The 15,210-nt window shown below is 63.0% G+C and carries 13 protein-coding genes; 9 read left to right on the top strand and 4 right to left on the bottom strand.

Annotated features, from left to right (window positions below):
- Window positions 1–30 precede the first annotated feature (30 nt).
- The 9 genes from AC0JZ4_RS02630 (at window position 31) to AC0JZ4_RS02590 (ending at window position 9,282) form a co-directional block, all read left to right on the top strand.
- A complete protein-coding gene (locus AC0JZ4_RS02630; protein WP_471887761.1) occupies window positions 31–2,952 on the top strand; it encodes a monovalent cation/H+ antiporter subunit A in 2,922 nt (973 codons plus the stop codon).
- Window positions 2,952–3,290 carry a Na+/H+ antiporter subunit C gene (locus AC0JZ4_RS02625; protein ID WP_471884907.1) on the top strand — a complete coding sequence of 113 codons (339 nt, stop codon included), beginning with the start codon at window positions 2,952–2,954 and terminating at the stop codon, window positions 3,288–3,290. The genes AC0JZ4_RS02630 and AC0JZ4_RS02625 overlap by 1 nt, the downstream gene beginning before the upstream one ends.
- Window positions 3,287–4,912 carry a monovalent cation/H+ antiporter subunit D gene (locus AC0JZ4_RS02620; protein WP_471884906.1) on the top strand — a complete coding sequence of 542 codons (1,626 nt, stop codon included), beginning with the start codon at window positions 3,287–3,289 and terminating at the stop codon, window positions 4,910–4,912. Before AC0JZ4_RS02625 ends, AC0JZ4_RS02620 begins: the two co-directional genes overlap by 4 nt.
- The gene (locus AC0JZ4_RS02615; RefSeq protein ID WP_471884905.1) at window positions 4,912–5,388 is read left to right on the top strand and encodes a Na+/H+ antiporter subunit E; all 477 of its coding nucleotides are present in this window, start codon (window positions 4,912–4,914) and stop codon (window positions 5,386–5,388) included. Before AC0JZ4_RS02620 ends, AC0JZ4_RS02615 begins: the two co-directional genes overlap by 1 nt.
- Window positions 5,385–5,666: a K+/H+ antiporter subunit F gene (locus AC0JZ4_RS02610; protein WP_471884904.1), complete on the top strand. Its 282-nt coding sequence runs from the start codon at window positions 5,385–5,387 to the stop codon at window positions 5,664–5,666. Before AC0JZ4_RS02615 ends, AC0JZ4_RS02610 begins: the two co-directional genes overlap by 4 nt.
- Window positions 5,663–6,094 (top strand): monovalent cation/H(+) antiporter subunit G, encoded by a 432-nt coding sequence (gene mnhG, locus AC0JZ4_RS02605; RefSeq protein WP_471884903.1) that lies wholly within the window; start codon window positions 5,663–5,665, stop codon window positions 6,092–6,094. The genes AC0JZ4_RS02610 and mnhG overlap by 4 nt, the downstream gene beginning before the upstream one ends.
- Before the next feature lie 77 nt (window positions 6,095–6,171).
- A complete protein-coding gene (locus tag AC0JZ4_RS02600) occupies window positions 6,172–6,876 on the top strand; it encodes a GntR family transcriptional regulator (protein WP_471884902.1) in 705 nt (234 codons plus the stop codon).
- A gap of 105 nt (window positions 6,877–6,981) precedes the next feature.
- A complete protein-coding gene (locus AC0JZ4_RS02595) occupies window positions 6,982–7,944 on the top strand; it encodes a dihydrodipicolinate synthase family protein (protein WP_471884901.1) in 963 nt (320 codons plus the stop codon).
- A 96-nt stretch (window positions 7,945–8,040) separates the two neighbouring features.
- On the top strand, window positions 8,041–9,282 hold the full coding sequence (locus tag AC0JZ4_RS02590; protein WP_471884900.1) for an NAD(P)/FAD-dependent oxidoreductase: 1,242 nt from the start codon (window positions 8,041–8,043) through the stop codon (window positions 9,280–9,282).
- Window positions 9,283–9,324: 42 nt separating this feature from the next.
- On the opposite strand, the gene AC0JZ4_RS02585 is transcribed toward AC0JZ4_RS02590, so the two are convergent.
- The 4 genes from AC0JZ4_RS02585 to bcsA all read right to left on the bottom strand — a co-directional run bounded on the left by AC0JZ4_RS02585 (window position 9,325) and on the right by bcsA (window position 15,180).
- Window positions 9,325–9,900 carry a hypothetical protein gene (locus AC0JZ4_RS02585; RefSeq protein ID WP_471884899.1) on the bottom strand — a complete coding sequence of 192 codons (576 nt, stop codon included), beginning with the start codon at window positions 9,898–9,900 and terminating at the stop codon, window positions 9,325–9,327.
- 215 nt (window positions 9,901–10,115) lie between these two features.
- The gene (locus AC0JZ4_RS02580) at window positions 10,116–10,346 is read right to left on the bottom strand and encodes a hypothetical protein (protein ID WP_471884898.1); all 231 of its coding nucleotides are present in this window, start codon (window positions 10,344–10,346) and stop codon (window positions 10,116–10,118) included.
- A gap of 147 nt (window positions 10,347–10,493) precedes the next feature.
- Window positions 10,494–12,992: a cellulose biosynthesis cyclic di-GMP-binding regulatory protein BcsB gene (locus AC0JZ4_RS02575; protein WP_471884897.1), complete on the bottom strand. Its 2,499-nt coding sequence runs from the start codon at window positions 12,990–12,992 to the stop codon at window positions 10,494–10,496.
- Between the two features lie 10 nt (window positions 12,993–13,002).
- Window positions 13,003–15,180: a UDP-forming cellulose synthase catalytic subunit gene (gene bcsA, locus AC0JZ4_RS02570; RefSeq protein WP_471884896.1), complete on the bottom strand. Its 2,178-nt coding sequence runs from the start codon at window positions 15,178–15,180 to the stop codon at window positions 13,003–13,005.
- Window positions 15,181–15,210 lie beyond the last annotated feature (30 nt).

The raw sequence follows: 15,210 nt of genomic DNA, 5'->3' as shown, positions 1-15,210 counted from the left end.
CCACTATTGCCGGGGAGATGAGACATTGGGATAACGCTGGCGCCGCATTTTCTGCTTGTTCTGCTGGCGTTACCCTTCGTCGGAAGTCTTCTTGCCGCCTTTCTTCTGAATACGACCTCCAAGGTCCTGCCGTCCCGGCTTGCCTCCGCGGTGGCTTTTCTTTGCCTTGTCATAACCGCGCTTGCCTATCCCCAGGTCACCAGCGGCAACGTGCTGCGCTATACGATCGAGTGGATCCCGCAGCTCGGGCTGAATTTCTCGCTCAGGCTTGATGGCTTCGCCTGGATGTTCTGCGTGCTGATCAACGGCATCGGCTTCCTCGTCACCGTCTATGCCCGCTATTACATGTCGGAAGACGATCCGGTTCCGCGGTTCTTCTCCTTCTTCCTCGCCTTCATGGGCGCCATGCTCGGCATCGTTCTGTCGGGCAATGTCATCCTGCTCTCGATCTTCTGGGAGCTGACGAGCATCACGTCCTTCCTGCTGATCAGCTACTGGCATAATGCCGCTGCCGCACGCGACGGCGCGCGTATGGCGTTGACGGTGACCGGCATCGGCGGCTTCTGCCTGCTGATCGGCCTGCTTCTGCTCGGCAACATCGTCGGAAGCTACGATCTCGACAAGATTCTCGCCTCGGGCGACCTGATCCGCGGTCATGACCTTTATCTGCCTGCGCTGATCTTCATCCTGCTCGGCGCCTTGACCAAGAGCGCCCAGTTTCCCTTCCATTTCTGGCTACCCAATGCCATGGCGGCGCCCACGCCGGTCTCCGCCTTCCTGCATTCGGCAACCATGGTGAAGGCGGGCGTGTTCCTGCTTGCGCGCTTCTCGCCGGCCCTTTCGGGAAGCTACGAGTGGTTCGTCATCGTCGGCGCCGCCGGCATCATCACGCTGCTGATGGGGGCTTATTTCGCCATCTTCCAGCAGGATCTGAAGGGTCTGCTCGCCTATTCGACGATCAGCCACCTCGGCCTCATCACCACGCTTCTGAGCCTTGGAAGCCCGCTTGCGACGGTCGCGGCGATCTTCCACATGCTCAATCACGCCACCTTCAAGGCCTCGCTGTTCATGGCCGCCGGCATCATCGATCACGAGACCGGCACGCGTGACATGCGAAGATTGAGCGGGCTGTTCCGGTACATGCCCTACACCGCGACGCTGGCCATGGTTGCGAGCGCCGCCATGGCGGGCGTGCCGCTCCTGAACGGCTTCCTGTCGAAGGAAATGTTCTTCGCCGAGGCGGTGGAAACCCACGCGGATTCCATCCTCGACCGCATTCTGCCCTATGTCGCCACTCTCTCCGGCGCCTTCAGCGTCGCCTATTCGCTGCGCTTTATCCACACGGTCTTCTTCGGCCGTCCGCCGACAAACCTGCCCAAGGACACGCCGCACGAGCCGCCGCGCTGGATGCGTTTTCCGGTCGAGCTTCTGGTGGTGATCTGCCTCGTTGTCGGCATTGCTCCGGCCTTCTCCATCGGGCCTTTCCTGCATACGGCGGTTCTCGCTGTACTCGGGGCCGATACCCCGGCCTATAGCCTGTCGATCTGGCACGGCATCAACCTGCCGCTGATCATGAGCCTGATTGCGCTCGTTGGCGGCACGGCACTCTATTTCGTCCTGCGTGACTATCTCTCCACCTGCGATGACGGCCCACCGCTTTTCAGGAGGCTGCGCGGTCAGCGTATCTTCGAGCGCATTCTCGTCGAGGTGTCGTGGCGCTGGGCGCGCATGGCCGAGCAGCGCATCGGCACCCGCAATCTGCAGCCGCAATTGCGCTGGGTGGTGGCGGTCGGCCTTGCCGCCGGCCTTCTGCCGCTCTGGCTCTCTGGCTTCGAGCCGCGTTCCTTCGTCTTCACCGGCGTAGACAAGACATTCGCCGCAATCTGGGCGATTGGCATTTGCCTGGCGATCGGTACCGCCTACACGGCGAAATACCATCGTCTGGCGGCGCTCGTCATGTTGGGCGGCATCGGGCTGATCGTCTGCATCACCTTCGTCTGGCTGTCGGCACCTGATCTTGCCATCACCCAGCTTCTCGTCGAAATCGTCACGACGGTTCTCATTCTGCTCGGACTGCGCTGGCTTCCAAAGCGTAATGAGGGTGCCGACGAGGCCGTCACCTTCCGCGCCCGATTCCGCCGCCTGCGCGACCTCGTTCTCGCCATCGTCTGCGGCGTCGGCATGACGTTCATATCCTATGCCGTCATGACCATGCCTGTACCGGATGCGATTGCCACCTATTTCCTCGACAACGCCTATACGGAAGGCGGTGGGCGCAATGTCGTCAACGTCATCCTGGTGGATTTCCGCGGCTTCGATACGATGGGCGAAATCACCGTTCTCGGTGTCGTTGCACTGACCGTCTACGCTCTTCTGCGCCGTTTCCGCCCTGCGCCGGATAGCATGGGCCTGCCGGAACAGCAGCAGATCCAGGCCCGTTTCGATGAGGAACGGCCGGAACGGGCGGCCGGCGACACCGTTCGCGAGTACCTGCTCGTGCCGTCGGTCATCATGCAGTGGATGTTCCCGGTCATCATCACCTTCTCGATCTACCTCTTGATGCGCGGCCACGATCTTCCGGGTGGCGGCTTCTCCGCCGGCCTCACTCTGTCGATCGGCTTCCTGCTGCAATATCTTGCCGGCGGCACCCGCTGGGCGGAGGATCGCATCCGCATCCTGCCGCTCTGGTGGATGGGAACCGGCATCCTGATTTCGGCGGCGGCGGGCATCGGCGCCTGGGCATTCGGCTATCCGTTCCTCACCTCGCATTTCCAGTATCTGCAGATCCCGCTGATCGGCAGCGTGCCGGCGGCGACGGCGCTCATCTTCGACCTCGGCGTTTTCCTTCTCGTCGTCGGCTCGACCGTTCTGATCCTCGTCGCACTCGCCCACCAGTCGATCCGCATCAATCGCCTCAGAACCATCGAAACCGAGAAGGGGAGGGATAAGTAATGGAAATCATTCTCTCCATCGCGATCGGTGTGATGACCAGCTGTGGCGTCTGGCTGATCCTGCGTCCGCGCACCTATCAGGTCATCATCGGTCTTTCGTTGCTCTCCTATGCGGTGAACCTGTTCATCTTCTCGACGGGTGGCGTAAAGACCAATGTTCCGCCGATCCTGTCCGAAGGTGCGGTCAGCTCCAACCTTGCCGACCCGGTGCCGCAGGCTCTGGTCCTGACGGCGATCGTCATCGGCTTCGCCACGACGGCGCTCTTTCTCGTCGTCCTGCTCGCCTCGCGCGGCATGACCGGCACCGACCATGTCGACGGCAGGGGGGATAAGCGATGATCGGCTGGTCGCATCACCTCATTATCGCGCCGATCCTGATCCCGCTCGCGGCCGCTGCGATCGTACTTTTGATCGACGAGCGCCGGCGTGTCGCCAAAGCCATGGTCAGCTTCGGCGCGACCATGCTGCTCCTGCTCGTCTCGATCATCCTGTTCCGCATCGAAAGCGGCCCGAACGAGTATGAGGGTGTCTATCTGCTCGGCAACTGGGCGGCCCCCTTCGGCATCGTTCTCGTACTGGATGGCCTGTCGGCCCTGATGCTGCTGCTGACGGCCATTCTGGCGGTTGCGGCGCTCGTCTTCTCGCTCGCCCGCTGGCATGCCATGGGCGCGCATTTCCACTCGATGTTCCAGCTGCTGTTGACCGGCATCAACGGCGCCTTCCTGACCGGCGACCTGTTCAATCTCTTCGTCTTCTTCGAAGTCATGCTGGCCGCATCCTACGGCCTTCTTCTGCACGGGTCCGGTCCGCTGCGCGTCAAGGCCGGCATGCATTACATCGCCGTCAATCTGGTCGCGGCGCTCCTCTTCCTCATCGGCGTCAGCCTGATCTACGGCACAGCCGGCACGCTCAACATGGCCGACCTCGCGGCCCGTATTCCGGAGATGGAAACGGATCGCCGCATGTTGATGGAAGCGGGCGCCGGCGTGCTCGGCATCGCCTTCCTGATCAAGGCGGGCATGTGGCCGCTCTGCTTCTGGCTGCCGACAGCCTATAGCGCGGCATCGGCGCCGGTTGCCGGCATTTTCGCCATGCTCAGCAAGCTCGGCATCTATGTCATCCTGCGTCTCACCTCGCTGCTGTTCGAAAGCGGCCCGTCGGCCGGTTTCGGCTCAACGGTCCTGCTCTATGGCGGCATGGCGACGCTGATCTTCGGCACTATCGGCGTTCTGGCATCCCAGGCGCTCGGTCGCATGGCGGGCTTTTCCGTGCTCGTCTCCTCCGGCACGCTTCTGATGGTCGTCGGTATCAACGATGGAGCGGTTTCCTCGGGCGCGCTTCTCTATCTCGTCAGCTCGACTTTGACGATCAGCGCCTTCTTCATGCTGATCGAACTGGTCGAGCGCGGACAGGATGCCGGCGCCAACGTGCTTGCGGTCACCATGGAAGCCTATGGTGATGGCGACGAGGACGAGCCGGAAGAGGTCGAGGGCCTGACCATGCCCGGCACGCTGGCCATCCTCGGCACCTGCTTTGCCATGTGCGCCATCCTTCTCTCCGGCCTGCCGCCGCTCTCGGGCTTCATTGCCAAGTTCGCCATGCTGTCCGCGATGATGGGCACCGGCGCCATCGGCGTGCCGCCGACGGCCGCCGTCTGGGTGTTGATCGCCCTCGTTATCCTGTCTGGCCTTGCCGCGCTGATCTCCATGACCCGCGCCGGCATCCGCACTTTCTGGACCTCGATCGAAGGCACCGTCCCGCGCGTTCTGGTCATCGAGATCGTGCCGGTCATGTTCCTTCTGGCGCTGACGCTTGCGCTCACCATCCAGGCGGAAGCGGCCCTTCAATATGTAGAAACGACGATCCGCACCCTCAACAATCCCAGCATCTATATCGATGCGGTGCGCAATGCGACGATCGTGCCGGGTGTCGATGTCGATATGCCGGGGGAGGGATACTGATGCTTCCCTATCCGCTGCTCACCATTTCGCTCGTCATCATGTGGATGCTGCTCACCAGCTTCTCGCTGGGCAATTTCATCCTCGGTTCGCTGGTGGCGGTCTTCGCATCCTGGGGCATGGCCTCGCTGCGCCCCGACAAGCCGAAACTTGCAAAGTGGTATCTGCTGCCGAAACTGTTCTTTGTCGTCCTGGGCGATATCGTTCGCTCCAACCTTTCGGTCGCGTGGCTCATCCTGCACGGCCGCGCCAGGGGGCGACATTCCGGCTTTCTCACCATTCCGCTGGAGATCGAGGACAGGACCGCCCTGGCGATCCTCGCCGTCATTCTCACCAGCACGCCGGGTTCCGCCTGGCTTGAATATGACAGCTATGAAAAGACGATCCTTATGCATGTTCTCGACCTGCAGGACGAACAGGCATGGATCGACATGGTCAAGAACCGCTATGAAAAGCTTCTGATGGAGATTTTCGCATGAGCGCCGTCATCATCTACACCGCCGTCGCCCTTGCCCAGCTCATGCTGGCGCTCGCCATGGCAATCGCCACCATCCGCATGTTCCGCGGCCCGCGCGCGCAGGATCGAGTCATCGGGCTGGATACGCTCTATATCAACGCCATGCTGCTGCTCGTCACCTTCGGCATCGGCACGGGACGCGTCGTCTATTTCGAGGCGGCGCTGGTCATCGGCCTCCTGGGCTTCGTCTCCACCGTGGCGCTGGCAAAGTTCCTCATGCGCGGCGAGGTGATCGAATGATGCAGACTGCAGCGGATCTCCCCATCGCAGCCGCCATTGCGGTCGCTTTCTTCCTCATCGTCGGCTCAGGCCTCACGTTGATCGGCGCCCTGGGCTTCCTGCGCCTGCCGACTTTTTACGAGCGCCTGCATGCGCCGGCGCTCGGCGCAAGCTGGGGCATCGGCGGCATCATGACGGCCTCGATGATCTATTTCACCCTGACGACCGAAAGGCTCGTCATCCATGAGATCCTGATCGGCATCTTCGTCACGGTCACGACGCCGGTCACCTTCATGCTCGTTTCGCGCGCGGCTCTGCACCGCGATCGTACCGCGCGTTCGGGCACGGTACCAAGCAAGCCGGAAAGCCCCGCGCGCTATCGCGAGGCGCCCGAAGCAGCTAGGCAAGCCGCCGAGGACAATCCGGGCGAAAAGGGCGAGGGCGCCTGATCCTGTCGCCTCTGGCCGTCTGGATGTTTGTCCGTTAAAGCTGAGACATTGAAACATCATGTCGACAAGAGGCTTGCATGACGGAAAACGATCCGGGCCAGGTTCTGGAGCGCAAGCGCGGCTCCGGTGTGAAGCTGGTCTATGACCTCCTGCGCGACGAAATTCTCGATCTGAAACTTGCGCCCGGCAGCGCCATCGACGAAGTGCAGCTGGCCGCCCGCTTCGGCATGTCGCGCACGCCGATCCGCGAGGCGCTGGTACGGCTTGCCGGCGAGGGGCTGATCGAAACCCTGCCGAACCGCTCGACCATGGTCTCCAACGTCGATTTTCTCGGCATGCCGGCCTATTTCGACGCGCTGGTGCTGATGTACCGTGTCACCACCCGTCTTGCCGCGCAGCATCACACGGCCGCGGATCTGGAGATCATCCGCGCTCATCAGGCAGAATTCGCGGCCGCCGTCGAAGCGCAGGATGCGCTGGCGATGATTTCCACCAACGCCGCTTTCCATTCCGCCATCGCGACCGCCGGCCGCAACGCCTATTACGGCACCTTCTTCGAACGCTTGCTGGGGGAAGGCCGCCGTATGCTGCGCCTCTATTACCAGTCCTACGAGGATCGCCTGCCGCGCCGTTTCGTCGATGAACACGAGGAGATCATCGCCGTCATCGCCGCCCGCGATGTGGCGGGTGCGGATCGATTGGGCAAGGCCCATGGCGAACAGATCGTCGAACAGATCGGCCGGCTTCTCACCCGCAACGACCGCCTCGATATCGAACTTTGAGGCTTTGTATTTTTCTTGTCGACAAATAATATGGAAGGAGTAATCTCGCTTGTCAGAGGCTGGCGAGCATCGATGTCGGCCGTTGCGCTATCGAGGATTGGCAAGATGAAATCGAAGATCTTTTCCGGCGTCGTGCCGGCGCTGATGACCCCCTGCAAGACCGACCGCACGCCGGATTTCGACGCGCTCGTCGCCAAGGGCAAGCAACTGATCGAGGCCGGCATGTCGGCCGTCGTCTATTGCGGTTCGATGGGCGACTGGCCGCTCCTGACCGATGCGCAGCGCATGGAAGGCGTCGAACGCCTTGTGGCGGCCGGCATCCCGGTCATCGTCGGCACGGGCGCGATCAATTCCGCCTCCGCGGTGGCGCTTGCTGCCCACGCCCAGAAGGTCGGCGCTCAGGGCCTGATGGTCATCCCCCGCGTTCTGTCGCGCGGTTCGGTCATTGCCGCCCAGAAGGCGCATTTCAAGGCGATCCTCTCGGCCGCGCCCGATCTTCCGGCCGTCATCTACAACAGCCCCTATTATGGCTTCGCCACCCGCGCCGACCTGTTTTTCGCCCTGCGCGCCGAACACCCCAATCTCGTCGGCTTCAAGGAATTCGGCGGCCCGCAGGACATGCGCTATGCGGCGGAAAACATCACCAGCCGTGACGATGACGTGACCCTGATGATCGGCGTCGATACCGCCGTCTATCATGGCTATGTCAATTGCGGCGCAACCGGCGCCATCACCGGCATCGGCAATGTACTGCCGAAGGAAGTCCTGCATCTCTGCAACCTCGCCCAGGCGGCCGCCAAGGGCGATGCGGATGCCCGCGTCCGCGCCAAGGAACTGGAAGAAGCGCTCGGCGTCCTCTCCTCCTTCGACGAAGGCCCGGATCTGGTCCTTTATTTCAAGCACATGATGGTGCTGAAGGGGAACAAGGAGTTCGCGCTCAACTTCATCGAGACCGATGTCCTGAGCGATAGCCAGCGCGGTTATGTCGAGGCCCAGCTGACGCTGTTCGACACCTGGTATGCCGACTGGAGCAAGCTTCCCGGCGCGGTCCAGGCCTGCAAGGCCTGATATTATCCATCGACAATGCAAAGCCCTCCATCGGAGGGCTTTGCTGCAGGGGCGGGGGCATGGCGTGCGGATCGGCATGCCGGAAAGCGGCAGAACATGGAAAAGTCGGATGTCGTCGTAATCGGGGCGGGCGTTGTCGGCCTCTCCATCGCCATTGCCGCGCAGATGCGCGGCTTCAGCGTGACGGTGCTTGACCGCGAGGGACCGGCCGCCGGCGCTTCTGCCGGCAATGCCGGGGCCTTCGCCTTCACCGATATCCTGCCGCTCGCCTCTCCCGGCATTCTCAGGAAAGCGCCGAAATGGCTGCTCGATCCGCTTGGGCCGCTCTCCATCCCGCCGGCCTACGCGCTCAACATCGCGCCCTGGATGTTCCGTTTCTGGCGCGCCTGCGCGCCCTCGCGCGTCGCCCATTCGACAGCCGCACAGACCGCGCTGATGGATCTCTCCAGGGCGGAACTGGAAGCCTTCCTGTCGGCAACCGGCACGCTTCCCATGCTGCGCAAGGAAGGCAACCTTCAGGTCTATGAAAGCGACGCCGAGTTTCAGGCCTCGCTGCCGGGTTGGCAGGTTCGGGAAGGTCACGGCATCGAGTTCCGCCATATGGATGCCGCCGGAATGGCGGAAATCCAGCCTGGCATCGCCCCACGCTTCATCCGTGGCACGTTCACGCCGGGCTGGCATTCGATTGCCGATCCGAAACTCTACACCCTGGCCCTGGCCGAGCATTTTCGCAGCCGGGGAGGCAGGATCGAGATCGCCGAGGCCAGCTCACTCCGGCCGACCGCCGATGGTGCCGATATCGACCTGGCGGATGGCAGGACCGTGAGTGCGACCAGGGTCGCCCTTTCCGCCGGTGCATTCTCGCACCGCATCGCCCGCACGCTTGGCGAAAGCATTCCGCTGGAAACGGAGCGCGGCTATAATACCACACTGCCGCCCGACGCACTGGATCTGCGCACGCAAATCACCTTCGGCGGCCACGGCTTCGTCATCACCCGGTTGTCGACCGGCATCCGCGTCGGCGGCGCGGTGGAACTCGGCGGGCTGGACCTGCCGCCGAACTATGCCCGTTCGCAGGCCATGCTGGAAAAGGCAAAAACCTTTCTGCCCGCATTGAAGACGCAAGGCGGCACACAATGGATGGGGTTCCGTCCGTCGCTGCCCGACAGCCTGCCGGCGATCGGCCACGCAAAGGCGTCGCGCAATATCGTCTATGCCTTCGGTCATGGTCATCTGGGCCTCACCCAGTCGGCCGGTACGGCGCGTATCGTTGCCGATCTTCTCGGCGACAGCGCTACCCCCATCGATCTTGCACCGTTCGCGCCGGATCGCTTTTAGAGCCTTTCGGGAGAAGCTGAGCTTTCTTGTTGGCGCTGGGCGTCAGGCGCCCAGCACGCCGGTGATCAGCGTCACCGACACGAAGGCAAGCCAGACGGAGGCCAGCTTCTGCACGACGAGCAGGCGGCGGCCGCCATTCTCTCCGGTCTGCGTCAACCGCCCGAACCCGCCCCATAGAATGGCGACGGCGGCGACCATGGCACAGAACAGCCCGAGCCTGGCCGTAAACTGGCTGTCGGTGGGTGCCGGCAGCAGCACCAGCCCGAAGATCAGCGCTTTTGGATTGAGCACCGTGGTCAGATAGACACGCCGTGCGGTCACCCCGTCGCTGATGCCGGCATCGGCCGGCATGCGCCACAGCTTGGCCGCCAGGAACATCACCCAGATGGCGGCGACCATCTTGAGTGCTGTGGCCGAGGATGGCGAATGGACAAGCAGTTCGGCGCCGAACACGGACAGCGGCAGGATAGTTGTCAGATAACCGGCAATCTCGGCCGGCAGCAGCCGGTAGACGGCCGCCATGCCCCGCCGCGCGCCGGCAATGCCCATCAGCGTATTGGTCGGGCCGGGCGCAAGCAGCAAGGCAAGGACCGCGGAAAGGAAGGCTGCGTAGGTCATCTGCTGAGCGCACCCCGTGGCATACCGTGTTGATCGGTCATGCCACCTAGCCTGGAAGGCCGGACGCGTACATTGACATGGAGCAATTCCAGCAAAGCGGGGAGCCGGTTCTGCGTCCGCAATTGCCAAAATCCGGATCATCAGTTCATGGGGGAAAGCCGGTGTCCAGCAGAAATGCACCGACAACTGCACGGGGGGGGAGTGCAGGCGTGCTTCTACATCGCGTGCCGAAGCGACTTGTTGGTGTTGACGATCGTGGAGATCAATACGTCGTCATCGCGGATACCCATCTGATAGAAACGGATCGCCATGGCGGCAAGCCGCTCCGAGGCGGGGTCATGGCGCGACATGCAGGCGATATAGCGCGCCGTCTCGAAAATCGTCTGCAGCCGTTCCAGTTCATCCGGACCGATCGGCTCAAAACCTGCTGAAGCGGAGGCACCCATCCCTATCTCCCTTCTTCTATTATTAGCTCTACCTAATGGATCGAGTTTTCCCGATGATGGAAAGCACGAATGGGGATCAGCGTTATCAGATGGTAAATCCGACAGGACACGCCCCGGCAGCGATGCCGCCGGAGCCAATCCAAGACGTCAGCCGCGCCGCCCGAGCAGGCTCAGCAGCGCGCCGGTCGCCAGCCCCAGAAGCACGCTTCCCGCCGCCAGAAGCAAGGCATAGGACATGATGTTGTCCGACAGCCAGTTGGCGGCGATCAGGCGCGCATTGGAAAAGCTGATCTCCTGCGTCGGCACGAACCGGAACCAGCTGACGGGAAGCGCCGCCATGTTCTCCTCCGGACCGCTATAGATCGATATGCGGCCGGCAAGCTCTTCCCACTTGTCCTGCGCCGAGATGTCCCGCATGCCGGTATCGAGCGCCGTGCTGTCCGGCGCCATGATCGCCGTCCATGTGCCGAGCCCGGACGGATCGCTTTCCTGCGCGACGACGAGGCTGGCGGTACGCGGCGGGCTGTAGAGGTCGCCGGTGGACGGGGCAAAGCGAAGGGTCGAGAGGGACAGGTCGAAATTGTCCTTGGCCCACTCGCTGAGCTGGCTGAACTGCCTTGCGATGAAGTTGCTGTCGGCTCGCTGCTGCCAGTCCTGCAGGCTGACGCCGGGAGGGGTCACGACATTATGCACTGCCGTATCCGGGCTCCAGCTGTTGCGGCTGTCCTGGTCGATCTTCAGCTGCGTCAGGATATTGGCTGGAATTTCGGAAACACCGCCGACGAAGATCGCGTTGCGCTCGGCAATCCGCGCAGCGGATATCGTCACATTGAAGGGCATGACCCTGTAGGACGCGTTGGCGATCTTGCCGAGGAAGGTGGCGGTTGCCGAAAGCGTCGGCTCGTCGATCCTGCCAAGGAACAGCGATACCGGTTCCTGACCCGTGGCATACGGAAAGCCGACACCGGTCGTCGCCGCGATATTAGGCACCTGCGCGATACGGGCGAAATCCGGCATGTGGAATTGCGACGTGCCGAACATGGCGAACCGTGGCCTCTCCTCGGCGGTCGCGCCGGGGGCGCAGACGGCGTCGGCAGCGGTGCGCATCGCGGCTTCGATCGTGATCGTGTTCACGCCCGGCCGGAAATGCCGCATCGTCAGCTTGATCGGCAGCTTGTCCAGAACCGCGCCGCCATCGGAGGTGATCGGCAGGGTCGAGGCGATGCTGCCGTTGACGAAGACGTCGATATGGCTGCCCGGCAGCACGTCCGCCGTGTAGGCGGCATCGAGCAGGATGCGCGCCTCGCCATAGGCATTGGCATAGAAATCCGCCGGCACGCCGATGGAGAAGCTGGTGCGGAACAGGCGCCCGGAAAATTCCTGGCTCGTCACGCCGAGTGCAGAAAAATCGAGCGTCGCGCCGGAATAGAGGAAGGGCGTGTCCATGCCGCGCCAGCTTTCCGTCGCCAGCATATCGCGCCGCTGCGTCGCCGAACCATCGACGGAACCGACGATCCCGTCGACGAGACTGTCGACCGAAGCCCAGCTCGGGCCGGAGAGGACGAGCGCGGAAATGCCGTTGCTGCCGGGATAGTCGACGAAGCTTGCGGCCGGTACGTCGCTCACGGCGCGTGCGATCGCCGGCACCGATTGGCGCAGCTCCGCCGCCGTGCCGACGAATATCGCCACCTCACCGGGGCGGATCGGCGCATCCGCCTGTTTTGAGAACGAGAAGGACTGGTTCGGCATGCCGCCCATCAGCGACAGGCCCTGCGCCAGCCGCATCAGCGTTTCGGTCGAGCCCATCTGGTCGAGTGCCGGTGCGATGATCCTGAATTGGGTATTGCCCCTGGCATCGACGCCGACGGCTCTGAGGTCGTCCAGCCGCGCCAGCCGGCGATTCTGGTCGCCTTCGAAAGCAAGATAGGTGCGCGCCGGATCGACCTCTGTCCACAGCTCATAGGTCGATTCGATCGTGCAGTCGGTGCGGTGCCGCTGGGTGCTGTTGAAGCGCACGTAGTTGCCGCCCGCCTTCAGCAGACCGGCCGGCACGTCGAATACGAGTTCGGCGGCCTGCTCGGCCGAGGCGATCGACTGCGCCGCGATGACGGCATCGTTGATCGTGATCGTCAGCCGCGACGTCTCGGGCGCAACGACGATCGCATTCTGATAGGCGACATGCAGCTTCGCCGGGTGTCCGGCCTGTTCGGCCGTCAGGTAGATCGACCACGTACGCTGGTCGATCTCGCCGTTGAGGCGCATGGCGGAAAACGGCAGGAGGTAACGGCGCGACAGATCGGCAGCACTCGCCACCGGTGCCGAGGGTGACGCGGGCGTTGCCGCCTGCTGCGCCGGCGGCGCGACCGGTGCAGCGGTCGGAGGCGATGTAGCCTGCCCGCTCGGAGCAACCGGAGCCGGCGTCACGATGACAGGCGCAGATGGTTGGGCAGAGGGCTGTGACGGCGCCTGGGCTGGTGACTGCGCCGGGGGCAGGGCCGGTGCCGGCTGCGGCGGTGCATCCTGTATGCCGCGGTCGCGCCGTTCCGATCCCATGTCGAACGGGCTCGAAGCCTGCTGGGCAATGGCTTCGGTGGCGATGGCGGCGGTGCCGAGTGCGGTCAGGGCAGCGATGAGAAGTCTGTTCATGGCACCGCTCCTAACTGTTCTCTGCGCCGCGGGACTTGCCGAGGTCGCGCATCAGGTACCCGAGACCGCGGCTGGTCTGGTAGGCGGAAAGCCAGAGGAACCACAGGGTGCCGCGGAAGATGCCGGGGTTCTTGCGTCGCGACACCTGGAACTGGGTCCACTGCGCCGAATTGGCAAACATCAGGTCGGCGATCAGCCGGTGATCCACCGCCTTCTGCGGCATGTAGCGGCAGCCGACGGAGGTCACGTCGCCGGTGCGATCGAAATTGCGGATCTCGACGGGCAGGTCGCTGACCGGCAGGTCGCTGAACGGCTGGAAGCGGATATGCCCGACCGTGTTCATGGCAATCCCGGTCGTGCCCTCGGTATAGACCTCCAGCGATGCGCCATGCACAGAGACGTTGTTGATCGTCGCCGTGAACCACTGTCCGTCGACGCCGAATTCGCAGCGGCGGCTCACCTTGACGCGGCGCGAAGCCTGCCGTTCACCGCGTTCCGAAACGACGCCGAGCGCGCAGCCGGCAATGATGATGTTCAGGAGGTTCCAGCCGCCGACGACGAGCGTCACATCGGCCTTGAACGGCTCGGTATAGAGCTTGTAGATGCTCATCCCCAGCGCGAAGATGAGGATGAAGAAGATTACGAAGAACGGCCGGCTGACCTCCGAAAGGCGGCTGACGGACACGGACTCGTCCTTGGCGGTCACCTTGAAGGTCGGCTTGCGCGGATTGAGCATGACCGAGATGACGGCCGGCAGCAGATGCACCGTCTGCACATATTCGTAAAGCTCGGAAATCCACGGCCAGCGGAACGACCCGTAGAGATAGTTCTGCATCATCATGTTCACCGCCATGTAGGTGAGCGAATAGACGAGGAACTCGCCGCCGGACGCGGTGAAGATTTCCAGATCGAAGAAGATGTAGAACAGCGGCGCGAAGAGAAAGATCGTCCGCGGGAAGGGAAACAGCCAGAACAGCGTCGACGACATGTAGCAAAGCCGCTGCGCCGCCGACAGGCCGCGCTTGAGCGGCGGGAAGCGGAAGCGCAGGATCTGCATCATCCCCTGTGCCCAGCGCGAGCGCTGACCGATGAAGCTGGCGAATGTCGCCGGCTGCAGGCCGGCGATCAGCGGCCGGTCGACATAGATGCTGTTCCAGCCGAGACCGTGCAGGTCGAGTGCCGTCTCGCAGTCCTCGGTAATGCTGACGCCCGAAAAGCCGTTCGACACTTCCAGCGCCTTGCGGTTCAGGACGGCGGCCGAACCGCAGAAGAACGAGGCATTCCACTTGTCCAGCCCTCGCTGGATGATGCCGTAGAACATCTCGTTCTCGCTCGGCATCTTCTCGAAGGTCTGCAGATTGCGCTCGACGGGGTCCGGGTTGAGGAAGAAATGCGGTGTCTGGACGAGGAAGAGTTTCGGGTCCGTGTCGAAATAATGGACGGTTTCGAGCAGGAAGTCGCGCGTCGGTGCATGGTCGGCGTCGAACACGGCGATCAGGTCGCCCTTCGAATGCGCCAGCCCGTTGTTGAGATTGCCGGCCTTGGCATGCTCGTTGCGCTCGCGGGTCAGATAGTTGACGCCGAGGTCCTCGCAGAGCTTCTTCAAGGTCTCGTGGCGCGCTTCCGCGGCGCGGGCGTCGGCGATATTGCTGGCGCGGCGCTTCTGCACCGTGCCGCCGTCGTCGAGCAGCCATACGGTCAGCTTGTCCGCCGGGTAATCCATGTTGCGTGCAGCGGCCAGCGTGTTGGCCAAAAGCTGCTCGTCCTCGTTATAGCTCGGCACGAACACATCGACAGTCGGCAACTTGTCGTCGTTGCTCGACCGGCTGCCGGGCCGCGACGGCGGCAGCGGCATGGCGACGACGAACAGGCTGAGCGACAGCATCAGCACGCTGTACATCTCGGCGAGATAGACCAGCATGCCGGGAATGAAGTTTTCCAGCTGGTTGATCGGCGGCAGCGTGCTTGTCGTGCGCCAGTATACATAGCGCAGCACCATGCCGGTACCGAAGGCAAGCGCCACCAGCCGCCACTTTCCGCCCGCATCGAGAAGCTTGATCACCGCCATGACCGTGACGATCAGGATGCTGGCGATCAGCTGCGTGCGCGTATTGATCGGCAGTGTCACGAGCAGGATCACCATGATGGTGGCGATGGCCCAGATGACGGAAGAATAGATTGTCCTCATGGCGGACTAACCTCGATGGGACCCGCAGGT

The sequence above is a fragment of the [Rhizobium] kunmingense genome (genome assembly GCF_977018605.1).
Note: the sequence above shows the minus strand (reverse complement) of the source record. Positions and strands in the feature narration are given on the sequence as shown.